Origin of the sequence: Achromobacter pestifer, assembly GCF_013267355.1 — a bacterium.
Classification (GTDB): domain Bacteria; phylum Pseudomonadota; class Gammaproteobacteria; order Burkholderiales; family Burkholderiaceae_B; genus Achromobacter; species Achromobacter pestifer_A.
On the sequence record NZ_CP053985.1, the window covers coordinates 51,429 to 74,461 of the forward strand.

General features: G+C 68.3%; 26 protein-coding genes. 13 read left to right on the forward strand and 13 right to left on the reverse strand.

Annotated features, from left to right (window positions below):
* Positions 1-79: 79 nt before the first annotated feature.
* Positions 80-610, reverse strand: coding sequence for a DNA-deoxyinosine glycosylase (locus FOC84_RS00715; RefSeq protein WP_173142735.1), 531 nt, complete (start codon positions 608-610; stop codon positions 80-82).
* A 168-nt stretch (positions 611-778) separates the two neighbouring features.
* Here FOC84_RS00715 and FOC84_RS00720 point away from each other — a divergent pair, with 168 nt between their 5' ends.
* Complete coding sequence (locus FOC84_RS00720; RefSeq protein ID WP_173142736.1) at positions 779-1,642, forward strand: pirin family protein; 864 nt, start codon at positions 779-781, stop codon at positions 1,640-1,642.
* Positions 1,643-1,689: 47 nt separating this feature from the next.
* Here FOC84_RS00720 and FOC84_RS00725 read toward each other — a convergent pair whose 3' ends face one another.
* Both FOC84_RS00725 and FOC84_RS00730 read right to left on the reverse strand, forming a co-directional pair.
* Positions 1,690-2,148 (reverse strand): hypothetical protein, encoded by a 459-nt coding sequence (locus tag FOC84_RS00725; protein ID WP_254241863.1) that lies wholly within the window; start codon positions 2,146-2,148, stop codon positions 1,690-1,692.
* Complete coding sequence (locus tag FOC84_RS00730; RefSeq protein ID WP_173142737.1) at positions 2,138-2,605, reverse strand: MarR family winged helix-turn-helix transcriptional regulator; 468 nt, start codon at positions 2,603-2,605, stop codon at positions 2,138-2,140. Before FOC84_RS00730 ends, FOC84_RS00725 begins: the two co-directional genes overlap by 11 nt.
* A gap of 217 nt (positions 2,606-2,822) precedes the next feature.
* On the opposite strand from FOC84_RS00730, the gene FOC84_RS00735 reads away from it, so the two are divergent.
* Positions 2,823-3,851 carry an AraC family transcriptional regulator gene (locus FOC84_RS00735; RefSeq protein WP_173142738.1) on the forward strand — a complete coding sequence of 343 codons (1,029 nt, stop codon included), beginning with the start codon at positions 2,823-2,825 and terminating at the stop codon, positions 3,849-3,851.
* A 12-nt stretch (positions 3,852-3,863) separates the two neighbouring features.
* Here the strand turns inward: FOC84_RS00735 and FOC84_RS00740 are convergent, their stop codons facing one another.
* Positions 3,864-4,475, reverse strand: coding sequence for a hypothetical protein (locus tag FOC84_RS00740; protein WP_173142739.1), 612 nt, complete (start codon positions 4,473-4,475; stop codon positions 3,864-3,866).
* 231 nt (positions 4,476-4,706) lie between these two features.
* Here FOC84_RS00740 and FOC84_RS00745 point away from each other — a divergent pair, with 231 nt between their 5' ends.
* The gene (locus FOC84_RS00745) at positions 4,707-5,336 is read left to right on the forward strand and encodes a hypothetical protein (RefSeq protein ID WP_173142740.1); all 630 of its coding nucleotides are present in this window, start codon (positions 4,707-4,709) and stop codon (positions 5,334-5,336) included.
* A 12-nt stretch (positions 5,337-5,348) separates the two neighbouring features.
* Here the strand turns inward: FOC84_RS00745 and FOC84_RS00750 are convergent, their stop codons facing one another.
* The 7 genes from FOC84_RS00750 to FOC84_RS00780 form a co-directional block, all read right to left on the reverse strand.
* Positions 5,349-5,666 carry a hypothetical protein gene (locus tag FOC84_RS00750; RefSeq protein WP_173142741.1) on the reverse strand — a complete coding sequence of 106 codons (318 nt, stop codon included), beginning with the start codon at positions 5,664-5,666 and terminating at the stop codon, positions 5,349-5,351.
* A 94-nt stretch (positions 5,667-5,760) separates the two neighbouring features.
* Positions 5,761-6,657 carry a SphA family protein gene (locus FOC84_RS00755; protein ID WP_173142742.1) on the reverse strand — a complete coding sequence of 299 codons (897 nt, stop codon included), beginning with the start codon at positions 6,655-6,657 and terminating at the stop codon, positions 5,761-5,763.
* Positions 6,654-8,264, reverse strand: coding sequence for a phytoene desaturase family protein (locus FOC84_RS00760; protein ID WP_173142743.1), 1,611 nt, complete (start codon positions 8,262-8,264; stop codon positions 6,654-6,656). Before FOC84_RS00760 ends, FOC84_RS00755 begins: the two co-directional genes overlap by 4 nt.
* A gap of 26 nt (positions 8,265-8,290) precedes the next feature.
* Positions 8,291-8,818, reverse strand: coding sequence for a flavin reductase family protein (locus FOC84_RS00765; protein ID WP_173142744.1), 528 nt, complete (start codon positions 8,816-8,818; stop codon positions 8,291-8,293).
* The gene (locus FOC84_RS00770; protein WP_173142745.1) at positions 8,815-10,056 is read right to left on the reverse strand and encodes a styrene monooxygenase/indole monooxygenase family protein; all 1,242 of its coding nucleotides are present in this window, start codon (positions 10,054-10,056) and stop codon (positions 8,815-8,817) included. Before FOC84_RS00770 ends, FOC84_RS00765 begins: the two co-directional genes overlap by 4 nt.
* A 22-nt stretch (positions 10,057-10,078) precedes the next feature.
* Positions 10,079-10,867: an SDR family oxidoreductase gene (locus FOC84_RS00775; RefSeq protein ID WP_173142746.1), complete on the reverse strand. Its 789-nt coding sequence runs from the start codon at positions 10,865-10,867 to the stop codon at positions 10,079-10,081.
* Between the two features lie 179 nt (positions 10,868-11,046).
* On the reverse strand, positions 11,047-11,967 hold the full coding sequence (locus FOC84_RS00780) for a LysR family transcriptional regulator (RefSeq protein ID WP_173142747.1): 921 nt from the start codon (positions 11,965-11,967) through the stop codon (positions 11,047-11,049).
* A gap of 125 nt (positions 11,968-12,092) precedes the next feature.
* Here FOC84_RS00780 and FOC84_RS00785 point away from each other — a divergent pair, with 125 nt between their 5' ends.
* The 3 genes from FOC84_RS00785 to FOC84_RS00795 are packed head-to-tail and all read left to right on the forward strand — an operon-like array spanning position 12,093 to position 14,621.
* Positions 12,093-13,001 carry an NAD(P)-dependent oxidoreductase gene (locus tag FOC84_RS00785; RefSeq protein WP_173142748.1) on the forward strand — a complete coding sequence of 303 codons (909 nt, stop codon included), beginning with the start codon at positions 12,093-12,095 and terminating at the stop codon, positions 12,999-13,001.
* A gap of 42 nt (positions 13,002-13,043) precedes the next feature.
* Positions 13,044-14,003, forward strand: a complete 960-nt coding sequence (locus FOC84_RS00790; RefSeq protein ID WP_173142749.1) for a Bug family tripartite tricarboxylate transporter substrate binding protein — start codon at positions 13,044-13,046, stop codon at positions 14,001-14,003.
* A 36-nt stretch (positions 14,004-14,039) separates the two neighbouring features.
* Positions 14,040-14,621 (forward strand): amino acid synthesis family protein, encoded by a 582-nt coding sequence (locus FOC84_RS00795; RefSeq protein WP_173142750.1) that lies wholly within the window; start codon positions 14,040-14,042, stop codon positions 14,619-14,621.
* A gap of 7 nt (positions 14,622-14,628) precedes the next feature.
* Here FOC84_RS00795 and FOC84_RS00800 read toward each other — a convergent pair whose 3' ends face one another.
* On the reverse strand, positions 14,629-15,318 hold the full coding sequence (locus FOC84_RS00800) for a FadR/GntR family transcriptional regulator (RefSeq protein WP_173142751.1): 690 nt from the start codon (positions 15,316-15,318) through the stop codon (positions 14,629-14,631).
* A 175-nt stretch (positions 15,319-15,493) separates the two neighbouring features.
* Here FOC84_RS00800 and FOC84_RS00805 point away from each other — a divergent pair, with 175 nt between their 5' ends.
* The 7 genes from FOC84_RS00805 (at position 15,494) to FOC84_RS00835 (ending at position 22,371) form a co-directional block, all read left to right on the forward strand.
* Positions 15,494-17,065 carry an amidase gene (locus FOC84_RS00805; RefSeq protein WP_173142752.1) on the forward strand — a complete coding sequence of 524 codons (1,572 nt, stop codon included), beginning with the start codon at positions 15,494-15,496 and terminating at the stop codon, positions 17,063-17,065.
* Positions 17,066-17,233: 168 nt separating this feature from the next.
* On the forward strand, positions 17,234-18,442 hold the full coding sequence (locus FOC84_RS00810) for an ABC transporter substrate-binding protein (protein ID WP_173142753.1): 1,209 nt from the start codon (positions 17,234-17,236) through the stop codon (positions 18,440-18,442).
* A gap of 94 nt (positions 18,443-18,536) precedes the next feature.
* Positions 18,537-19,427, forward strand: coding sequence for a branched-chain amino acid ABC transporter permease (locus FOC84_RS00815; RefSeq protein WP_054459153.1), 891 nt, complete (start codon positions 18,537-18,539; stop codon positions 19,425-19,427).
* Between the two features lie 2 nt (positions 19,428-19,429).
* Positions 19,430-20,410, forward strand: a complete 981-nt coding sequence (locus FOC84_RS00820) for a branched-chain amino acid ABC transporter permease (RefSeq protein WP_173142754.1) — start codon at positions 19,430-19,432, stop codon at positions 20,408-20,410.
* Positions 20,410-21,147, forward strand: coding sequence for an ABC transporter ATP-binding protein (locus FOC84_RS00825; RefSeq protein WP_173142755.1), 738 nt, complete (start codon positions 20,410-20,412; stop codon positions 21,145-21,147). Before FOC84_RS00820 ends, FOC84_RS00825 begins: the two co-directional genes overlap by 1 nt.
* Positions 21,140-21,874: an ABC transporter ATP-binding protein gene (locus tag FOC84_RS00830; protein WP_173142756.1), complete on the forward strand. Its 735-nt coding sequence runs from the start codon at positions 21,140-21,142 to the stop codon at positions 21,872-21,874. The genes FOC84_RS00825 and FOC84_RS00830 overlap by 8 nt, the downstream gene beginning before the upstream one ends.
* Positions 21,853-22,371 (forward strand): ureidoglycolate lyase, encoded by a 519-nt coding sequence (locus FOC84_RS00835; RefSeq protein ID WP_254241865.1) that lies wholly within the window; start codon positions 21,853-21,855, stop codon positions 22,369-22,371. The genes FOC84_RS00830 and FOC84_RS00835 overlap by 22 nt, the downstream gene beginning before the upstream one ends.
* A gap of 3 nt (positions 22,372-22,374) precedes the next feature.
* On the opposite strand, the gene FOC84_RS00840 is transcribed toward FOC84_RS00835, so the two are convergent.
* Positions 22,375-23,004, reverse strand: coding sequence for a class I SAM-dependent methyltransferase (locus tag FOC84_RS00840; protein WP_173142757.1), 630 nt, complete (start codon positions 23,002-23,004; stop codon positions 22,375-22,377).
* Between the last annotated feature and the right edge of the window lie 29 nt (positions 23,005-23,033).

The following is a 23,033-nucleotide window of genomic DNA, read 5'->3' on the forward strand; positions in this document are numbered from 1 at the left end:
AGAATCAAACCGGGGACGGATAAGGGAAAACCCGTGGACGTAATACTCGCGTCTCGGCCCAATGCACGCTCAGAAACCGTCAATCCTCGATCTTGAGCGCCCGATTCCAGGCGGCCAGCTTGTGCTCGAACGAAGCCGCCGCATGCGCCGGGCTGGTCGACGGCAAGTCCATGTATTCCAACGGCACGGCCAGCCCGGGCAGCACGTGGCGGCGGTACAGCGCCGCGGCCTTGGCGCCGTTGAAGCAGACCCGGACGATGGCCGGGTGGCGTTCCAGGAATGCGGCGAAATCGTTGGCCACCAGGGTGTCGCCGCGGATGTCGGCGTCCAGGCTGCCGGGACGCTCGCAGGCTTGCAGCACGTCCCACAAGGCCACCCTGGCCGCCTGCAAGGCCTGCAGGCGCTGCGCATAGTCCAGGCCGGGATCGAAGCCGAAGACGCTGGCCGCGATGGGCCAGAAGGCATTGCGCGGATGGGCGTAATAGCGGCCCTGCCGCAGCGATGCCACCCCGGGCATCGAGCCCAGCACCAGCACGCGCGCGCCAGTCCCCGCCACCGGGGCGAAACCCTGGACCTGATCGTTGTTGCCGCCCGCCTGGGCCGTGCGCATGCCGTCTTCCATCTCCAAAGGATACGCGAGCCGCAAGTTCCACTCCCACTGTCCGATGCGTGGAACAGTGCTTACCAATGCCAGGGACTACCGCCCAAGGGGTTGCGCCCTTATCTTATTAACTATGACGAACGGCCCCGCTGGGGCCGCGCAACAGGAAATACGACCATGAAGAAGATCCTCGGATTGCATGCCAGCCCCCGTCCCCACTGGGTGGGCGACGGCTTCCCGGTGCGCTCCATGTTCTCCTACAACGACAAGGGCAAGAACACCAGTCCGTTCCTGCTGCTGGATTACGCCGGCCCCGCGCAGTTCGAGCCGGCCGAGCATCCGCGCGGCGTCGGGCAGCATCCGCACCGCGGCTTTGAAACCGTGACCATCGTCTACAGCGGCGAAGTCGAGCACCGCGATTCCACCGGCAACGGCGGCGTCATCGGTCCCGGCGACGTGCAATGGATGACGGCGGCCTCGGGCATCCTGCATGAGGAATTCCATTCCCACGCCTTCACCCGCAAGGGCGGCGAGCTGGAAATGGTGCAGCTCTGGGTCAACCTGCCCGCCAAGGACAAGATGGCGCCCGCCGGCTACCAGGGCATCCTCGACGCGGACATCCCGGCGGTGGCGCTGCCGGATGGCGCGGGCACGCTGCGCGTGATCGCGGGCAACTACGCGGGCCACGCGGGACCGGCGCGCACCTTCACGCCGATGGACGTGTGGGACGTCAGGCTGGCCGCCGGCAAGTCGGCGACCTTCCCCGTCGCCGCGGGCCGCAACAGCATGCTGGTGGTGCTGCGCGGCACGGTGCTGGTCAATGGCGAAACCGTCGCGCGCGACGCGCAGCTGGCGCTGTTCTCCCTGGAGGGCGAGGACATCACCGTCGAAGCCAACAACGACGCGGTGTTCCTGGTGCTCAGCGGCGAGCCCATCGACGAGCCGGTGGTCGGCTACGGCCCCTTCGTGATGAACACGCAGGCGGAAATCGTCGAAGCCATCCAGGACTTCAACGCCGGCCGCTACGGCAAGATGCACTGAGGCGCCAAGGCCGGCGGGTCTCCCGTCCCGCACAGCGGGACGGGCCGCTAGGCCCGGCTCAGCGCCTGCGGGCGCCGCCGCAAGCGGCCCAGTCTGATGCCGTCGCGGATGTTCAAACCAATCAGCGTCAGGTTGGCGGCGCCTGCCGCCAGCTCCAGCGCCTGCACGCCGTAGAACACCCCATCCAGCTGCCCCGCCTGCGCGCGCAGCGCCAGGAACAACGCCGCAGGCACGAGAATCAGCAGTCCATTGGCCGCGATGAAGGGCATGCGCCTGCGCTTGGCCAATAGCAGTGGATGCCTGCCCTTGCCGCCCATCATGAAGCCGCTCGCCGCGGTCAGCATCATGACCGGCACGAAACCCAGCAGCGCATAGGCGATGGCAAGCTTGACCTGAGCCACCGCGGACGCCGTCAGGAACAGTTCGGACACAACCGTCGATATCCAGAAGGCTGCCAGAAACAGCAGCGTCAACATCGCGGCGGCGGCATGGATTCTATGTTTCATGATCTTGCTCCGGTTGCGCGGGGACGTGCGCGGCCAGCAGGCCCGCCAACACCCTCCCCGCCGTCTCCAGTTCGGCCGCGCTGAAGCCGCCGGCCAACTGCCGCGCGCGCTCCTTCCAGCGCGCGTCGATGGCGCCATAGACGCGCCGGCCTTCATCGGTCAGCCGGTACAGCGGCGAGCGCTTGTGCTGCGGATTGGGGCGGACTTCCACCAACTGCGCCTCGGACAGCAGATTGAGTTGCTTCTGCGCGCCCTGGCGCGTCACGCCCATGGCGGCAGCGACCTGCGGCGCGCTCAAAGGCTGCCCCGCCAGCGCCAGGGCGCCCAGCATCTGCCAGCGCGCGCTGGTGAGCGCTTCGGGCGCGACGAAGGCATCGCCCCAATCGAGCAACGCGCCGTTCAACTGGAACAAGGTCAGGATCACCCCGGTGAGCCGTTCTTCCTTGGTCGGATTCATGGTTGCCCTCCTTGGCTTTGGGTTTAATTGACAACCAGTTTCCAATAATGAAAACCGGTTGTCAATATAAATTTGCACCGCTTTTCTGCATTCCGCGGATAGCCGCCGCAAATAGCGGATAGACCCCCCCACCCCTGGACGGGTTTTCCACCAGTCCGCCCGGTCCGGCGCAGCTTTACTATCAGAGCCTTCAAGGCCCCGGCAGTGGAGTCCCCCCATGCTCGACACGACGCAGTCCGCCACCAGCACCGCTTGGCCGCCGGCCGCACCGCGGATCGAATCGGTCCTGGGCCTGCCGGCGCAGCAGCTGTTCGCCTCCGGCGACCTGGACGAAGCGCGCTCCATGGTGGGCCGCGTGATGCGCCCGCACCACCTGGGCGTGGTCGGCGCGCTGCAGCGCCTGGACGCGCGCATGCACCACCAGCCGCTGGGCGAGGTCTCCTTGAACCGCCTGCGCTACGGCGCCAACGTCGAGATCCAGCCCGGTCCGCTGGAGGATTTCTTCCTGGTGCAGATGCCGCTGTCGGGCTGCGCCCGCATCAGCAGCGGCCCCCAGCAACTGGATTCGACGCCCGAGGTCGCCTCGGTCGTCAGCCCGGACGACGATCTGGCCATGCGCTGGGCCGACGACAACGACCAGTTCATGCTGCGCGTGGGCCGCTCGCTGCTGGAACGCACCCTGGTGGGCCATCTGGGCTGTGCGCTGGATCGGCCGCTGCGCTTCCAGCTGGGGTTCCGCTGGCGCGAATGCCCGGCCTGGCGCTGCCTGATGAGCTATCTGCTGGACTGTTCCACCCAGCACGCGAACCTGGCCGAGCACAAACTCATCGTGCATCAAATGGAACAGCTGGTCGCCGCCACTTTGCTGGCGGCCCAGCCCCACAACTACACCGGCGCCCTGCCCGGCCGCCGCGGCGCGGTGCTGCCGCGCCACGTGCGCAGCGTCCAGGACTATCTGCAGGCGCATGCGCACGAACCCGTCAGCGCCGAGCAGCTGGCGCGCATCGCGGGCGTCAGCGTGCGCAGCCTTTACGCGGGATTCAAGGAATTCCTGGGCGTGAGCCCCATGCATTACCTGCGCGACCTGCGCATGGAACGCGCGCACGCCGAACTGGTCTCGGGCGAGACCCGCAACATCGCCGGCGTGGCGCTGCGCTGGGGCTTCGCGCACATGGGGCGCTTCAGCGCCGGCTACAAGGAACGCTACGGCGTAAGCCCCAGCCAGAGCCTGCGGCGGCGCGGCTGAGGCGGCGCCGCTTCAGGGCCTGGCCGGCGCAGCTGGCTTCGCCTTGGCAGCGGCATCCTGCGCCATGACCTCGCGCGCAAGCTGGTTGATCTTGGGTGCGGCCTTCAAGGCGCCGTTCTTGTGCTGTTGCAGGAACTGACGCGCGTAGTCCTGCTCGAGCGCGCAGGGATTCACGTTCTTGCCCGTGAAGCCCACGGAGGCCTCTATCAACTTGCCGGCATGCGCCTGCTCGGCAAGGACGCGCTTGCGCATGGCCTGGATTTTTTCCGCCGCGTCCTTGCGCCCTTCCTGGGAGTTCAGGCGCTGGGCGAGCTTGGCGCGCAGCGCGGCCGGGTCTGCCGGCGCGCGGGCCAGGTCCATGCCCAGGGTCGCTTGCGCCAGGGACATGGCCACCAGCCCCTGGACCTCCGGGCCGTCTGCCGGGTACAGCCTGCAGGCGGCAATGAAACCCATGTGTGCGACCGCCCTGTCGCCGAGCCACTCCTGGCCGTCTTCGCTACCCATCGCAAAACCCAGCGAATTGCGCATCGGCTCCTGCACTTCAAAGCTGCTGCTCGCGTTCTGCGCCGCGGCAAGGCCGCCGCACAAGCAAAGCGCCAGCGCCGAAATCGTTCTTTTCATCATGTCCCCCGTGAGCGCTCGCCGGCGCGGATATCTCCACGCCGGATGCTATTCCAGCGTCAGCCAGAATGGTGAGCGAGGCCCGAAAACCCACGCGGGAGCCGGCCTACAGTTGCATCCGAACAACGCCTGCTTTCCTCATCCGTTGCCCGCTCTGGCGCGGAAGGTGCATTTCCAGGACACTCGCGCAACAGGAAGCCCGCTGGCCTGGCGCAGCCCTGGGAAGGAAACTCGATGAAAACGCTAAAAAGCAGTCTTCTTCTTTGCGCTACGCTGTCCATCGGGACGGCATTCGCTTCGGACGATATCGACATGAAGGCGTTCGAGGCTTCGAGCCAGGCCTTGCGCTCGGCCGACGCGAAGGCCGAAGCCAGGCGCGCAGCCGTCGCCGCGCTTTCACCCCGCCTGCAGAAAATCCCGCTCGGCGAACGGGCCGGCGCACACATCGCGGCGGCCGGCGCTTGCGCCATCGACATTCCAATCGACGACATCAACAAGCTGTCATCGCTGGCGGTGGCGGAAGCAGTCATAGGCAAGCCGCTTGCTCAAGTCCCCTATGATGCCAAAGCGATCTTGAAAGTCACCAGCGACGCTATTCGAACGCCGGAGGCGGTCGCTGCGGCAACCAAGCGCCAACAGCGGGCGAAAAATTTGGCTCAGAGCGAGCGCGATTGGGTTTCCCGGATACGAGTCCAGGTCAAAAAAATCAATCCCAAAGGCGAACCAAGCGACTGCCGGTATCTGCGTGGACAGATCGACGATCTGCTGGAAAACGCGGAGCGCGACAACTCCATCGACAAGGCCGAGCTCGTTCTGTTTGCCGTCCAGGAACTTCAAGGGCAAGGCAAGCAGCCCCCCCGCTGACGCGCCCCTCGCCTAAGGCTGCTCGACCCAAGGCGCCGCCGCCTGGTCCCGGCTCCAGTGACGCCAGCCGTACCGGTAGGCGTGCTGCAAATAGGGCCCGCGCAGGATTCGAGACTCACTGTCCGTGGCTTGTTCCGTGCCGAGCAAGTGCAGAACCTGAGCCCAGTCCGCCAGCCCGCCCCGGGCGCCGCGCAATGCCGCATCCGCAAGCCGCCCGGCCTCTTCGACCGATTCCGCCCGCACCAGGAAGCAGGTATCCGCGCCATCCGGACCACCGGTGTACGGATCCCCGGATTCGTTGCCCCAGCGTATCGCTTCGTACAGATTCATGTCCCTGCCCCGTCCAATCGACAGCGGAACGATACCAGCAGAACAGCCCTGGAGAGAGGCGGCCAGCCAGGGCCTTCCGGTGCAGCCGCCAGACCTAGAACGGTATCCCCAGCTTCACATACAGCTGCGCGCCCTCGGGCCGGTTCTTGACCTTGAAGTCCTGCTGCCATTTCGCCGTGAACAGCCAGCCTTTTTCATTCATGTAGCGCACCGAGGGACCGACGCCGAAAGCGCGGGCGCGGCCGGCGGCGCTGTTGGGGCCGCTGTCGTCCGTGACCTGCTGGAAGGCGTAGCCGCCCACCCCCAGCACCCAGCCCTTGCCCACGCCCCAGCCCAGCGCGTAGTCGGCGTGCAGGGCCTGGCCTGAACGCGTATCGGTGGCGGAATTGGTGAAGTTGAAGTCGTACATGACTTTCAGGTCGGCGTTGAAGCCGTCCGGACTGATGCGGCTCAGCGCGAACACGGGCTGCGCGGTCCAGTAGTTCTTGCCCAGGCTGGACGGGTCCTTGCGGTCGTATTCGCCGGTGGGCGCGTACATGTCCAGCCCCACCACGTAGTGCAGACTTTCGGACGGGTGATAGCCCAGCGCCACGCCCAGCGTCATGTCGCCCAGGCCGGTGCTGCGGTTGCGCTGCCCGGCAGCCTTGGCGGTCACGTCCAGCAGCGGCGCGATGGCGTGGAAGGCCAGTTGTCCGCCCATGACCTGCTGCTGCGTGACCCAGATCAGGCGCGGCGCCAGCACGTTGACGTCCACCTTGAAGCCGGGCACCGGCACGCGCTGGCCGTCGTTGCCGCGCAGCGTGTCGTAGCGCGCCCCCCCGGCATAGACCAGCAGGTGCACGCCGGGCGGCGGCAGCGCGCCGGACATGAAGTTTTCCAGACCGTCCGGGTAGACGCCCAGGCCGCCGCCCTCGGTGGCCTGGGCTCCCGCGCTGGCCAGCGCCAATGCCGTGGCGCTGGCCAGCCGCCGGAGTTTCAGGTGTCCGTTCATGTTCCCCTCCTGCCTATTTGTTGTGCGACGAGATAGCCGGAGCCGCCGCCCAGGCCGGGGCCCGGATGGGTGGCGGCGCCGATGTGAAAGAGATTGCGCAGCGGCGTGCGGTGGCCGCGCGCGCCCTGGCCGCCGGCAAAGGGCCGCAGCCAGAAAAACTGGTCAGGCGAGCACACGCCGGAATAGGGATCGCCTCCCACCAGATTGCAGTTCAGTCCCTCCAGGTCCGCCGGTGAATAGGCGCGCCGGCCGACGATGCGGCGCGCCAGGCCCGGCATCACGCGCTCCATGCGCGCCTGCACCCGGTCGGCCATCGCCTCGCGCACGGCCTCGTTCCAGCGGCCGTCGGCGGGCGCGGCGATCTGGCCCGCGGCGTCGCCCTTGATCCGCGCCGGCAGTTCCTGCATCTGCACCCACAGGATCCAGCCGCCCGGCGGCGCGCGCGTCGGATCCACCGCCACGGGCTGGCCGATGGCCAGCGTGGGACGCGCGGGCAGCAGGCCGTTGTTCGCCTCGGACACCGAGGCGCAGACCTGTTCCATGCTCTCGGTCAGGTGCACCAGCGGCACATGGCGCAGTTCCGGCGTCAGCCAGTCCGGCGGCGCGTTCAGCGCGAAATGGATCTGCATGCCGCCGCGGCCGTAGCGATAGCTGGCGGCGCGTTCGCGCACGGCGGGCGGCGCATCGGGCAGCAACTGTCCGTACAACTGGCCGGGCGTCACGTTGCAGACCACGGCTTGCGTCGCGCGATATTCGCGCCCTCCCGCCAGCACGCCCACCGCGCGGCGCCGCTTGCCCTGGCCGCTTGTGATGATGCGTTCGACCTCCGCGCCGGTCTGCAGGCGGCCGCCATGGCGTTCGATGACGGCGGCCAACGCGTCCACCACGCCGCTGCCGCCGCCCTTGACCACCGGCATGCCGCCGGCCACCACCGCGGCGAAGGTCAGCTTGCCGATCAGCGCGGAACAGGCGTCGTCCGGACCCAGGCCGGTGTGCAGCACCCAGGGCGCAATCAGGGCGCGCGCGGCGTCCGAACGCAGCGCGCGTTCGGACCAGCGGCGAAAGCTCTCCATCGAATCGGCGGCAAAGGCGGCCAGGCCGTCCATGCCGCGCTTGCGCCATTCGCCGAACAGCAGCTTGAGCATGCCCGCGCCGTAGGGGTTCTGGCCCAGCAGGCCGAAGGTCAGCGCCGCGTCCTCGCCGAACAGGCGCTGCGCCATGGCGCCGAAGGCCGCGCCATCGCCGGGCGCCCACGCGTCCAGCCGCCGCGCGCTGTCCGCCACGTCCTGCTTCAAGGCCAGGCCGCGGCCGTCGGGCAGCACCAATCCGGTGGCGTACTCGCCCTGCATGAATTCCAATCCGGCTTCGTGCAGCGCGGGCTTGAGCGCCGCGTAGGCGGGGCTGCCCATGAACAGCGGATACCAACAGGACAGCACGTCGTGGCGGTAGCCGGGAAACAGTTCCTCGGTGCGGATGCAGCCGCCCAGCCTGTCGTTGCGTTCCAGCACCAGCACGGACTTGCCGCGCTGCGCCAGCAAGGCGGCGCAGACCAGCGAATTCATGCCGCTGCCGACGATGATGACCTGCGCCTCTGAATCCAGGGGCATGATGCGCTCCGATGAGTAGTAGGCCGCTACGCGGCGGTCAGCGCGGTGAAGCGCCCGGCATGGAACACTAGCGGCGTGGCCGTCACGCTGGCCACGCGCAGCACCCGGCCGAACAGCAGCAGGTGGTCGCCCGCGGGGCTTTGCTGGTCGTTGGCGCAGACCAGGGTGGCCACCGCCCCCGCGATGGCGGGCACGCCTTCCGGCACGTCATGCACCGGCGCTCCCTCGAACTTGTCCGGAACAGAAGAACTGGCAAAGCGCAGCGCCAGCGCTTCCTGGCCGCAGGCCAGCACGCTGATGGTGAAATGGCTGCAATCGCGGAACGCCGCCAGGCTGGGCGAGTGGTTCACCAGGCTCCACAGCACCAGCGGCGGGTCCAGCGACAGCGAGGCGAAGGAGTTGATGGTGAGCCCGACCCGGCGGCCATCCGGACAACGCGTGGCGACGATGGCCACGCCCGTCGGATAGCTGCCGAGCACGCCGCGCAGGACCTTGGGATGCAGATCGGTACAGCCCCAATCCAAGGGCAGCCCCGCCGCGCAATCGGGCTTCATGCCGCCGCCCGCGCCGGCTGCGCCGCGATGAAGGCCTCGCAGGCGGTGGCGTCGCCCCACCACGGAAACAGCGACGGTGGATGGTTGAAGCCGTTGGCGATGGTGCTGGCGATCGCCGGCGTGTGGTCCGCGGCCTGCAGTAATTTGAGCAGGTGCGGCGCCGGCGGCAGCAGCATGGAGTTGGTCCATTCCACCACCGCGCCGCCGTAATCCCAGAAGCGCTCGAAGGTGCGCTGCATCCATTCCGCCGTGAACGTGGCGTCGCCATGCGCCAGGATCGCGTCCAGGTACACGGCGCAGGCCTTGGTGGCGTTGTTCGAGCCTTGCCCCGTGATCGGGTCGTTGGTCACCACCGCATCGCCCAAGCCGAACACCAGCCGGCCCGACGGCAGGGTCAGCACCGGCTTGCGCACCGTGGGCGCGAAGCTGCCGGCCAGGATGCCGTTGGCGTCGGTCAGTTCCACCGCGCCACAGCGCTCGGCCTCCCAGGGCAGGTAGGCGTGCAGGATATGCAGGCTTTGCGCCAGGTGCTCCTGCGGTGACTTGATGTCGCGCCAGCAATCCATCGGACCGCCAGGCACGCCCTCGAACACCATGATCTCGCAGGGACCGCTGACGGTCAGCGCAGGGAACACGAAGTACTCGCCCACGCCCGGAATCAGGTTGAAGGCGACGCGCGAATGATCCGGCGCCGGGCGCATGCCGTGCACATAGGTCAGCGCCAGCGCGCGCTGCGGCCGGTCAAAGCGCGAGCGCAGCGCATCGCGTTCGAACAGCTTGACCACCTCGCCCTTGCCCGCGGCCAGCAGCACCAGGTCATGCGAGGCCGCCAGCAACTCGAGTTCGGCCACGCCGCCGTCCTGGATCAGCAGCCGGCCGCCGCGCGCGGCGAACAGCTCCATCCAGGCCGGCATCTTGATGCGCTGGTCCACCGCCTGCGCGGGCTGGTCCAGGCGCGCCACCCAATCGATCAGCTTGTGGCCGGGCCGCTCCGGATGCGGGATCGCCAGGCCGATACCGTCGACGGTCGGGCATTCGGCCTCCCACTGGTTCAGGCCCAGGCCGCGCTCGATCTGCAGCGAGGCATCGAACATGCACTGGCTGGACATGACTTTGCCGCGGCGGATATCGTCCGGTTCACGGTTGGTGACCACGGTCACCTCATAGCCTTGGTCCAGCAGACCCAGCGCCAAGGGCAAGCCCGCCTGCCCTCCCCCCACGATCGCGATTCGACGCATGATTGTTCTCCTCTTCAAGTAACTAGGCGGCCAGGCGCGGGATCGCGGGCTTGGCCTGTTCGGGACCCATGGCGGAATAGCCACCGTCCACCGCGTAGTCGGCGCCGGTGACGAAGCTGGCATGGTCTGAAAGCAGGAAGGCGACCACCTCGGCTACTTCAGCCGGATCGCCGGCGCGGCCCAGCAGGTGGTAGTCCGCGGCCACCCGGTCGGTCTTGGCGCGGTCGCCCTGCGTCAGCTCGTCCATCACGCGCGACCAGGTCCAGCCCGGCGACACGGAGTTGACGCGTATGCCGTCGGCGGCATAGTCCATCGCCATGTTGCGGGTGACCTGCAGCAGCGCCGCCTTGGACACCGGATAGAGCCAGCGCCCGGTCTGCGCGACGCGCGACGAGATGCTGGTGAAATTGACGATGGCCCCGCCGCCAGCGGCAAGCAGATGGGGATGGACCGCGCGCGCGGCCATCACGGCGCTGACCACGTTCACATCGAGCGCGCGCAACCAGTCGGCGCGGCCTGATGCGGCGCCGTCGTCCAGGTAGGTCGCGGCCAGGTTGACCAGGAAGTCGATGCGGCCGAAATGCGCTGCTGCGTCCGCCACGCCGCGCGCCAGCTGCGCATCGTCGGCGATGTCCACCGGCCAGAAGCGCGTGCCGGCCGGATCGGCGGCGGCCACGCGTTCGCCGCCGGCCGCGTCGATATCGAACAGCGCCACGCGCACGCCATAGGCACGCAGCCTGGCGACCACGCCCGCGCCGATCAGCGTGGCGCCGCCGGTCACGATGGCCACTTTGTTGTCCAGACCCTTCATCGCATCACCTCGCCGTTGGCTGATTGAGTGAGGCGAATACTGGCGCCGCGCGCCGCGGCCGCGTTAGCCGGATCCGGCCGACGCTATCCGCAAACTGCGTTTATTCGAGGCAAGCTTGCGCCAGGTCCAATTGGCGTGTCCGGAAAATGCGGCGCCTGTCCGTTCCCTGCGGATGCAGGCTACGCGGCGGGCCGGGCGCGGCCCGTCTTGCGCGAAGTCCGCGCATGCTCCTTGATCAGGCGCACGAAGCGCTGCACCTGGCGGCTGGGACGGTCAAAGCGCGAACGCACCAGGCTCAGCGACAAGGGGATGGACTCGCGCAGCGGCCGCGTCACCACGCCGGGCCAGCCCTGCTGCCCGACCGAAAACTCGTCGACGATGGCCACGCCCGCCCCCACCCGCACCAGGGCGCAGGCCAGTTCGGCGCGCACGATTTCCACGGCCGGATTCCAGCTGACGTTGGCGCGCTGCAAGGCCGCCGCCACCAGTTGCCCGAACGGGATGTTGCGGTTGTAGAGGATCAGCCGGCACTCGGCCAGCTCGGCCAGGCTGACCGCCCGCCGCGCGGCCAGCGGATGGCCCTGCGGCAGGATGCAGACCATCTCGCCCGTGGCCAGCGGCTCCACCACCAGGTTAGGATGGTCGATCGGCAGCACCGATACGGCCAGTTCCGCCTTGCGTCCCAGCAGCTCGTGCGCCATGTCGGACAGCAACGTGGTGTGGAACTTGAGCCTGACCTTGGGGTACAGCTCCATGTACTGCGCGATCACGGGCGGCACGAAGTTCAGGGCCAGGCTGGGGCTGGAACACAAGGTCAATGCGCCCTCCGGCCGCTCGGCCAGGTCGCGCGCCAGTTCATCGATGCGCAGGGCTTCGTCGAACAGCGGCCCCACCTCCTCGAACAGGCGCTGCGCTTCGGCAGTGGGCGTGAGCTTGCCCTTGTCGCGTTCGAACAATTGCAGGCCCAGGCTTTGCTCGGTATGCGCAATGAGGCGGCTGACCGCGGGCTGCGACACGAACAGCAGCTTGGCCGCGCCGTTCATGGAACCGGTCAGCATCACCGCCCGGAATACTTCCATCTGCCTGAGCTTGAAACGCATGGGTGATCCGATAATCGTTTGTTATAACCCCTGGCCAACTTAGCATAAGCGCTGCAACCCCGCATTCATTAGCATCCCAGATGGCTCCTGGCGCGCTTTCCAGGACGATTCGATAAAGGGAATGCATGACACTCACCGTTGGATTCGTGGGCCTGGGCATGATGGGCCTGCCCATGCTGGAAAACCTCGCCCGCGGCGAGGAGCGCTACAACATCCTGGCGTATGACCGCGACCCCGCGCGCCTGGAACGCCTGGCGCACCACCCCGCCTGGAACCAGACGCTCAAGCCGGCCGCCGGCCTGCAGGCGCTGGCCGCCTGCGACGTGGTCGTCACCATGTTGCCCGACAGCGCCATCACCAACGCGGTGATCGAAGGCGAGAATGGACTGGCGGGCGTGATGCGCCCGGGTTCCGTGCTGCTGGACATGGGCTCGTCCAACCCGGCCGAAACGCTGCGGCTGGCGCCGCTGTTGCGCACGGCCGGCGTGACGCTCATCGACGCGCCGGTGTCGGGCGCGGTAGCCAAGGCGGCCGCCGGCACCTTGGCCATCATGGTGGGCGCCGATGCCGACGGCCTGGCGCGCGTGCGCCCCCTGCTCTCGCGCATGGGCGCTTCGCTCATCCACACCGGCGCCGTGGGTTCCGCCCACGCCATGAAGGCGCTGAACAACTACGTCTACGCCGCCGGCCTGCTGGCGGCCAGCGAGGCGCTGTTGATCGCCCAGCGCATGGACCTGGACCTGGAGGTGTTCACCGACGTGCTCAACGCCTCCAGCGGCCGCAACGTCGCCACCGAAACCAAGCTGCGCCAGTTCATCGTGCCCGGCACCTACAACGGCGGCTTCGCCCTGGCGCTGATGGCCAAGGACCTGCGCACCGCGAACGGGCTGCAAGCACTGGCCGGCGTTCCCGCCACGCAGCTGTCGCTGTGCACGGCGCTGTGGCAGCGCGCGCTTGCGGACATGCCCGCAGGCGTGGACAACACCGAGATCCACCGCTACCTGCAACACCAGGAAACTCCGGCATCGACCTGAAGCCCCGGACGCCAACAACAACGACATCCACAGGAGACAAGCATGAAACGATCCGCCGCCGCGCTAGCGCTGGCGCTGGGCGCGCCGTTCGCGCCCGCTGGCGCCGCGGGCTATCCCGACCACCCCATCCGCATGGTCGTGCCATTCCCGCCGGGCAGCATCACCGACGTGGTGGCGCGCAGCCTGGGACGCGCCATGGCCGATGACCTGGGCCAACCCGTGGTGGTGGAGAACAAGCCCGGCGCCAACGGCATCATCGGCACCCACGACGTGGCCCGCGCCAAGCCCGACGGCTACACCCTGGTGGTGGTCGGCGTGTCCACCGCGGCCAGCGGCGTGAGCCTGTTCAAGGATCTGCCCTACAACCCCGCCACCGACCTCTCACCCATCGGCGCCGTCGCCGAAACCCCCTACCTGCTGGTGGGTTCGCCGCGCATGCCCGGCACCAAGGTCTCCGACCTGTATGCCTATGGCGCCCAGCATCCGGGCAAGCTGACCTATGCCTATGGTTCGGGCAGCGCGCAGGTGTTCGGCGCCAAGCTGGCGGCCATGGGCAAGATCAACGTCACGCCGGTGCCCTATCGCGGTGGTCCGCAGGCGCTGACCGACGTCATCGGCGGCACCGTCGACCTTACCTTCACCGACCTGGCCAACGGCCTGCAACAGGCGCGCGCCGGCAAGGTCAAGACCTACGGGGTCAGCACCCCCGAACGCTTTCCGCTGGCCCCGGACATCCCCACGCTCAATGAAACCGGCGCCGCCGGCTTCGACCTGACCGTGTGGTTCGGCCTGATGGGCCCGGCCGGCCTGCCCGCGCCCGTGGTCGAACGTCTGTCGCAATCGTTGGGCAAGGCCCTCGCCAACGATGAACTCAGGCAGACCTATGAACGCCAGGGCCTGACCGTCAAGCAACAGACCCCGGCCGAATTCGGCGGCTTCGTGCGCGCCGAGATCGACAAATGGGCGGCCATCGTCAAGGAAACCGGCATTCCGCCGCAATAGAACGCGCTCTTTCAACCGCTACCAGGAATTCCCCGCATGTCGCTGATCGATATCCGCAAACGCTGCCTCATCGTCGAGACCACTTACCACGAGAACGGCCCTGCGCCCGAGCGGCCGCTTACGCTTGCCGCCGCCTGCGCCGTCATCCGCAATCCCTATGCCGGCCGCTACGAGCCGGACCTCATGCCCTTCATGGCCGAACTGCGCAGCCTGGGCACGCTGCTGGCGACAGAACTGGTCGAGACGCTGGGCGGCAAGGACAAGATCGAGGTCTACAGCAAAGCCGCCATCGTCGGGCTGGACGGCGAAATGGAACATGGCGCGGTCTGGCATGAGGCCGGCGGCTGGGCCATGCGCAGCGTGCTGGGCGAACCCCGCGCCATGGTGCCCGCCGTCAAGGCCGTGGCCGTGGCCGGCTACCGCATGATGGTGCCGGTGCACTACATCCATGCATCGTATGTGCGCAGCCATTTCAACAGCATCGAGATCGGCATCCAGGATGCGCCGCGCGCCAACGAGATCCTGTTCGCCCTGGTCATGGGCACGGGCGGCCGGGTGCATTCGCGGCTGGGCGGACTGACCAAGGAAGCGGTGGCCGTGCACGACGGACAGCGCTAGGGGGGGCTCAGGCGCCGGGGATCGTCAGCGACAGTCCCGCGCGGTCGGCCACGTTGCAGATGTGGGCGCGCATGGCGCGGCGTGCGGCTTCGGCCGACCCGGTGGCCAGCGCGTCGATGATGGCCGCGTGTTCGTATATCGGCTCGCGCACGCGCGCCGGATCGGCGAACGCGACCTGCCGGCTGCCGTCCACTACTTCGGCGATGTTCTCGGCCAGGTCCAGCAGCATGGGACTGCCGGCGATCTCGTACAGGCAGGCATGGAAGGCGCGGTCGCCTTCCGACATGGCCACCAGGTCGCCGGCGTCGGCGGCCTGTTCCATGTGCGTGATGGTGGCGCGCAAGCGGGCAAGCCCCGCCTGGGTCACGACGCCGGCGGCCAGGCCAGCGGCCAGTTCCTCCAGCTGGTTGCGCACCAGGTAGACGTCCCGCAAGGCGTAGCGGCCCTGGAAGCGCCAGCGGCCGTAAGCGCTGCCCAGGCCTTTTTCGCCGGGCCGGGCAATGAATACGCCGCGGCCGGCTTCGCTGCGCAGCAGCCCCAGCCCTTCGAGCATGGTGATGGCCTCGCGCAGCGAGGCGCGGCTCACGCCCAGTTCCTCGGCCAGCTGGCGCTGCCCCGGCAGCTTGCCGGCCTCGGCCCAATCGCGCTGGCGGATGCGGGCCTGCAACTGCTGGGCTATGTGTTCGACGGTGTTCATCGCGGAATTCTCAAGGCGTGGGCGCGCGGCGGCCGCCCCGGTTTGGCGTTGACAGCCATATACTGCCTGGGCATTATGACATTCAACTGGTCTGACCGGTTAGGATAAAGCCGTACTGCAAAGCGCCCCGGCACAGCCGCGGGCCCCTCGCACTTTCTTGTACATAGCGCCGCTCATGACCGACCTCTACGATCGATACGCCCGCGCCGTCGACGCCATGGCCCGACTGGCTGACTACCCCTATTCCGAACGCCGCCAGGCCTGGCTGGACCGGCTGCGCGTCAATCTGCCCGAACTCACCGTGCTGGACTCGCTGGCGCCGGAGGCCGAGCTGGGCTACCTGGCGCCGCCGCCCGCCGCGCCCGCCGAACGGCTGCCCGCCGCGCAGGCCGGCCGCGGCGTCGCGGTGTCGCGCCACGCGCGCGGCATCGCCGCCATCGCCCGCGAATGCCGCGACGATCCGGCGCGCGCGGCCGATGCCGCCCGCGCCGCGCTGGCCGCGGCCCGCCAACTGGCTGATCTCAACGCCTTCATCAGCCTGTCCGATACCCCGGCGCTGGACGGCGCGGCGGCCGCCGCCACGCGCAAGCTGCGCGAAGGCGCGGCCATGCCGTTGATGGGCGTGCCGATCGCCGTCAAGGACCTGATGCAGGTCGCGGGCTTTCCCCAGACCAACGGCAGTGGCGGCCTGAAGCCGCCGCCCGCCCTGCGCGACGCGCTGGCGGTGGCGCGCCTGCGCGAGGCCGGCGCGCTGGTGGTGGGCACCACCAACCTGCACGAACTGGCTTACGGCATCACCAGCGAGAACCCCCATTACGGCTGGGTCGGCAACCCCCGCGCGGCGGGTTATACCGCGGGCGGCTCCAGCGGCGGCTCGGCCGCGGCGGTGGGCGCCGGCATCGTCCGGCTGGCCATAGGCACGGACACCGCGGGCTCCATCCGCATCCCCGCCGCCTGCTGCGGCGTGGTCGGTTTCAAGCCCACCTTCGACGCCATATCGCGCGACGGCGCGCAGGCGCTGGGCGCCAGCCTGGACCACCTGGGCCCCATCGCCGCCAGCGTGGCCGACGCCGCGCTGGCCTATTCCATCATGTCGGGCCAGGCCGAACGCACCGTCAGCGCGGGCGCGCTGAGCGGCCTGCGCGTGGGCGTGCCGCGCAATTACTTCTACGACCCGCTGGCCGAGGACGTGGCGCAGGCGGTCAACCAGGCGCTGGCACGGATGCAGGCCGACGGCGCCATATTGGTGCCGCTGGACCTGCCCGGCGTCGAGCACAGCGCCGCGCTGCAATTCGCCACCCTGTGCAGCGAAGCCACCGACATCCATTGGCGCCGGCTGGTCGATCAGCCCGAGACCCTGGGCGACGACGTGCGCGTGCGCCTGGAGATCGGCCAGTTCATCCCGGCCGCCTGGTACACGCGGGCGCAACGCGGCCGCGCCGCGCTGGCCCAGATGTTCGACCAGGCGATGCAGTCGGTGGACGTGCTGGTCACCCCCACCCTGCGCATCGAGCCGCCGCGCTCCGGCGCGGGCGCGGTCACCATCGCGGGCCGCGAAGTGCCGCTGCACACCGCCGTCACCGGCCTCACCATGCCCTTCAACCTGACCGGCATGCCGGCGCTGACGCTGCCCTGCGGCAGCGGCCGCAACGGCCTGCCGCTGGGCTTGCAGATCGCGGGCGCACGCGGCGCCGATTGGCGCGTGCTGAACACGGCCGCGCGCGTGGAAAACCTGCTGGCGGCCTGACGCCGCCTCCGAGGCCGGCGCCAGCGCCGGTCCCGGCCTCCATGCTGGTAAGCCCTAACTGGTCAGACCGGTACTACAAGACTACAAACAAGCAGAGTTCCCGCCCGCCGACGCCTCGCCCGCGCGAGCGACGGCATCGCCGTTGATCCTTTCCAAAAGGAAACCACGATGAAACTGCTTCGCTTAGCCGCAGCCGTATCCGCGGTCGTACTTGCCTCTGCCGCCCACGGCGCCGATCCTGTCGTCATCGGCGTGAGCATCGCGCAATCCCCGCCCGGCTCGGTGGTGCAAGGCACGCAGGTGAAGGATGGCGTGGAGATCATCGCCAAGATGATCAACGACAAGGGCGGCGTGCTGGGCCGGCCGCTGAAAATCATCTACGAAGACAATCAGGGCATTCCGGAAAAGGGCCGCGCGGCCGCCGAAAAACTGATCTCGCGCGATAAGGTCGTGGCCGTGACGGGCGGCCACCAGAGCTCGGTCTGCCTGGCCGAGATCGAAGTCGCGCACCGCTACAAGGTGCCCTACGTCAATACCAATTGCTGGTCCGACGACGTGCGCGCCAAGGGCTATCCGGAAGTCTTCAATCCGGCCAACTACAACACCCGCGTCTCCAGCGCCATGGCCGACACCATCGCCGCGCTGAAGGTCAAGAGCGTGGTCGCCTTCGCCGAGAACACCGACTACGGCATCGGCCAGGCCAAGCTGCTGGGCGAATTCCTCAAGAAAACCGCGCCGCAGACCCAGTACAAATACATCGCGCTGGACCGCGCCGGCAAGGACTTCACCCCGGCCGTGCTGCCGCTGCGCGCCAATCCGCCCGAGCTGGTGGTCAACATCATGCTGCCGCCGGCCGCCTACATCCTGATGAACCAGCTCTACGAACAGGGCGTGGCGCCCAGCGCCAAGACCTGGTTCTACGACGGCGCAGGCATCGCCGACTATCCCGACTTCTGGAAGAACGTGAAGGAGGCGGGCAAGTACATGCTGGCCTTCGGCCTGTACCACCCGCAGATGCCCATGCCGCAGATCGGCCTGGACGTGGCCGCCACCTACCAGAAGCAGGCCAAGACCGAACCCAACCGCCTGATCTTCCAGGCCGCGGACTCGGTGCTGCTGATTGCCCGCGCGATCGAGGAAGCCAAGTCCACCGACAGCGCCGCCATCATCAAGGCGCTGCAAGGCATGCAGTTCGAAGGCGTGCGCGGCAAGTTCGGGTTCTCGCAGCAACCGGGCTACACCTACCAGCAGTGGGTCGACATTCCCTACGTCACCTATCAGCTGACGGAAGTCGACCAGCCGCTGAGCAAGACCACGCTGATCCAGGCCACCGGCCAGCCGCTGCAGGTCGACAAACTGGTGAAACCCGCCAAATAAATGGCTGTGCCGCCACGCTGCGCCTTCTGCTTGCCCCAAGATAGCTGACCGCGATGCACGCCGGGGCCAGGCCCCCGGCGCCAGGGAGAATCGAGTGCTGGCATTGGACCTGTTCGTCAACGGCCTGATCATCGGCCTGTACTACGCGCTGATGGCGGTCGGCCTGACCATGATCTTCGGCATCCTGAAGGTCGTGAACTTCGCCCATGGCGAGTTCTACATGATAGGCGCCTACACCTACACGCTGGTGTCGCTGGCGCTGGGCGTGCCGCCCTGGCTGGCGCTGCCCGTCGCGGCCGCCGCCGGCGCGCTGCTGGGCTGGGCCACGGAGCGCTGGCTGATGCGCCCGCTGTACGCGGGCTACGGCTCCTGGGGGCTGATGAAGGACGAGTACGCGGTGGTGGTCACCTTCGGCCTGTCGCTGCTGCTGATCAATCTGGTCGACAAGGTGGTGGGCCCCTACCCCATGCGCGGCCCGGCCTTGTCGGACGTGACGCGCATGGCCGTCGGCCCCTTCATGATGAGCGGCCAGAAGCTGATCACGGCGGGCCTGTCCATCGTGCTGCTGATCGGGCTGGCGCTGTTCATCAAGCGCTCGCTGTGGGGCCGGCAGGTGCAGGCGGTGGCGCAGAACCGGCTGGGCGCTTCCATCGCCGGCATCGACACGGCGCGCGCCAGCAGCATCATCTTCATGGCCTCCGGCGTGCTGGCGGCACTGGCTGGCGCGCTGCTGGCGCCGGTCATCAATCCGGCGCCGGACGTGGGCGCGTTTCCGGCCATCAAGTCCTATGTGATCGTGGTGATAGGCGGCATGGGTTCGATCCCCGGCAGCATCGTGGCGGCGCTGGCGCTGGGCGTGCTGGAGAGCTTCGGCGCGGTCTACCTGTCCTATGACTACCGCGACACCTTCGGCCTGGCGCTCTTGATCCTGATCCTGCTGTTCCGGCCCAAGGGCCTGTTCGGCGAACGCGCGCGGGAGGTCTGAACATGGATCCGCTGGCCCATCCCAATCTGTTGCGCAACAAACTGAGCCAGGAAATGCGGCTGTCGCTGGCGTTCCTGGCGCTGCTGGCGCTGCTGCCGCTGGGCGTGTCCTCGCCCTACTGGCTGGGCGTGCTGATCGTCAGCATGTACTTCGCCATGCTGGCCTGCGGCTGGAACCTGCTGGCGGGCTACGCCGGCCAGTTCTCGCTGGCGCCGGCCGCCTTCGCCATGCTGGGCGGCTATACCACGGGCCTCTTGGCCTATCACTGGAAGGTGCCGCTGTGGCTGGGCCTGCCGCTGTCCGCGGTGGTGCCCGGACTGGTCGGGCTGGCGCTGGGCCGCATCGTGCTGCGGCTGTCGGGGCCCTACCTGGCGCTGACCACGCTGTCCTTCGCCGAGATCGTGCGCCTGGTGATCTACAACTCCATCGACTTCACGCGGGGCGACCAGGGCCTGCACGTGCCGGCGCTGCTGGAAAGCCGCGTGGGCAACTACTATCTGTTCCTGGCCGCGCTGGCGGCGGTCACGCTGCTGATCTTCCTGCTGCTGCGGGCGCGGCCCGGCCGCTTCCTTCAAGCCATCCGCGACGACGAGATCGGCGCGGCCAGCCGGGGCATAGACGTGGTGCGCTACAAGACGCTGGCCTTCCTGGTCAGCTGCGCCATCTGCGGCTTCGCCGGCGGCCTGTACGGCACCTTCGCGCAGTTGGTCAGCCCGGAACTCGGCATCGTGACGCAGACTGGCATGGTGATCGCCATGGTGGTGATCGGCGGCATGGGCACGCTGGTCGGGCCGTTGCTGGGCGCGGTGCTGGTGTACGTCGCGTCGGAACTGCTGCGCGACGTGGGCAACATCCAGATGATCGTGTTCGCGCTGCTGGTCATCATCTTCGCGCGCTTCTTCCGCGAAGGGCTGTGGGGCCTGGCGCGCCGCGCCTTCCTGCGCCGTTCCGGCGGCGCCAACACCAGCGCCAGGGGGGCCTGATGGCACTGTTGCAGATCTCCGGCATACAGAAGCGTTTCGGCGGCCTGCTGGCCGTGAACGGCGCAGGCATGGACGTCGCCGACGGTGAGTTGCTGGGGCTGATCGGCCCCAACGGTTCCGGCAAGACCACCCTGCTCAACGTGCTGTCCGGCCACCTGGAGGCGGACGCGGGCCAGGTGCTGCTGGACGGCCGCAGCGTGATGGGCCTGAACCCCACCCAACTGACCCGGCTGGGCGTGCTGCGCATGTTCCAGATGACCCGCGTCTTCAACCGCGTCAGCGCCTACGACAACCTGATCGTGTGCGGGCTGGCCATGGGCCTGCACGAGGCGGCCGCCAGCCGCCGCGCGCTGGAACTGCTGGAAGAGCTGAAGCTGGTGCACGTCATGCACCTGGATGCCGGCCAGTTATCGGGCGGACAGAAAAAGCTGCTGGAGTTCGGCGCCTGCTTCATGGCGACGCCGCGCATCGCGCTGCTGGACGAGCCCTTCGCCGCGGTGCATCCGGTCATGAAGGAAACCATGTCGGAATTCATCCGCCGCCGCAACCAGAGCGGCCAGACCTTCATCCTGGTCAGCCACGACATGCCGGTGGTGGTGGACCTGTGTCCGCGCTCGGTCTGCATGAACGCCGGCCGCGTGCTGGCCGACGGCCCCACGCAACAGGTGCTGCGCGAACCCGCGGTGATCGAAGCCTATCTGGGCGAACAGGGACAAGAGGAGCAGGACCATGCCTGACACGCTGCTCGCCATGGAAGGCGTGACCGCGGGCTACATGGGCGACATCGACGTGCTGCGCAACGTCTCGCTCACGGTGCAGGCCGGCCGCATCAGCGGCCTGATCGGCTTGAACGGCGCGGGCAAGTCCACGTTGATGAAAGCCATCTGCGGCTTCCTGCGGCCCAAGTCCGGCCGCGTCACGCGCGCCGGCCGCGACATCTCGGGCCAGCCGCCGCACCGCATGATCGACGACGGCCTCTGGTACATCCCGCAGGAGTCCAGCCTGTTCCCCTACCTGACGGTGGAGGAGAACCTGCGCCTGCCGCTGGAGGGCCGGCGCAAGCGCTACGGCAACGTACTGGAGCCGCGCTTCGCGGACACGCTGGAGCGCTTTCCGGTGCTGAAGGAAAAGCTCAAGGACCAGGCCGGCAACTTGTCCGGCGGCCAGCAGAAGTCGCTGGAATTCGCCAAGGCCTATATGGTGCAGCCGCAGGTCTGCCTGATCGACGAGCCCAGCATCGGGCTGGCGCCGCGCGTGGCGGCTGAAGTATTCCAATGGATCCGCGCCTTCGCCGATGCCGGCATGGGCATCCTGCTGGTGGACCACAACGTGCGCCGGGTCGTGGCCATGTCCAACCATATCTACGTGTTGAGCCTGGGCGAGATCACCGCCTCCGGCTCGCCCGAGGATTTCGCCGGCGACCTGCACGAGCAGGTGCGCGAATGGCTGGGAATCAATTTCTGATGGCGGCCCGGACCCTGATCGCCCAGCCCCTGACGGCCGCGGCCTTCGCGCCCTATGGCGAGGTCGTCAGCAGCGCCGGCCGCGCCGGCCGTTCCATCAACGCCGGCACCTCGCTGCGGGTGGAAATGGGCGAACCCGATCTGCTGGAAGCGGCCGGCCGGCCGTCGCTGTCGGTATTCCGCGCGCAGGCGATCGCCCTGCCCTTTGCCGCGCGCATGCTGGAACGCCACAGGCTGGGCAGCCAGACCTTCCTGCCGCTGGCGGGCACGCCTTATGTGGTGCTGGTCGCGCTGGGCGCGGACGCGCCGGACCTGGCCACGCTGCGCGCCTTCATGGCGGACGCGGGCGTGGGCATCACGCTGCACAGGGATGTCTGGCACCACCCGCTGATGGCGCTGGCAGACGGCGAATTCGCTGTGCTGGAACGCGCAGGTCCCACGGTGGATTGCGAAGTGATCGGCCTGCCGGACGCGCCCTGGACCGTCCAGGCCGCCTGAGCCTTAACCCGTCCGCCGCCAGACGCTGGCCAGCCAGGGCTGCTGCTCGCGCGGCAGGCCCTGCGGCCGGTAGTAGTGTTCAAGCTCGTCGAAGCCCGCCGCCGTCATCAGGGCGCTCCAGCCTTCCAGGTCATGGTAGGCGCCGTAGCGGCCGCGGTTCCAGCCTTCCTGGTTGCCGCCGCGCGGGTTGGAGCTGAACAGCACGCCGCGCGGCTTGAGCGCGCCGTGCAAGGCGCGCAGCACCTGCGGCAGTTCCTGGCCGGGCACATGGAACAAGGCGGCGTTGGCAAAGATGCCGTCGAAGCGCTCTGGCGGCAACGCCAGGCGCAGGAAATCCTGCTGCCAGACCTCGCAGCCAGTGGCCTGCCGCGCCATCTCGACGAAGCGCGGCGTGCCGTCCAGGCCGACCGCGCGATGGCCCAGGGCCGCGAACGTTTTCAGGTCGCGGCCGGGGCCGCAGCCGAAATCCAGGATGTCGTAGGGAGGATCGCCTTCGATGTGGCGCAGGAGCGCCGCAATGTTCTGGCTGACGTCGTGGTCCCGGGTGCCGGCCTCGAACGATTCCGCGTTCTCTTGATAATGCGCGACGGTCAGGGAACTGATCTTGGCGAGGTCTTCAGCGTCGAGTTTCATGGGGTGATTGTGCCAGCTTCCCATGGAGT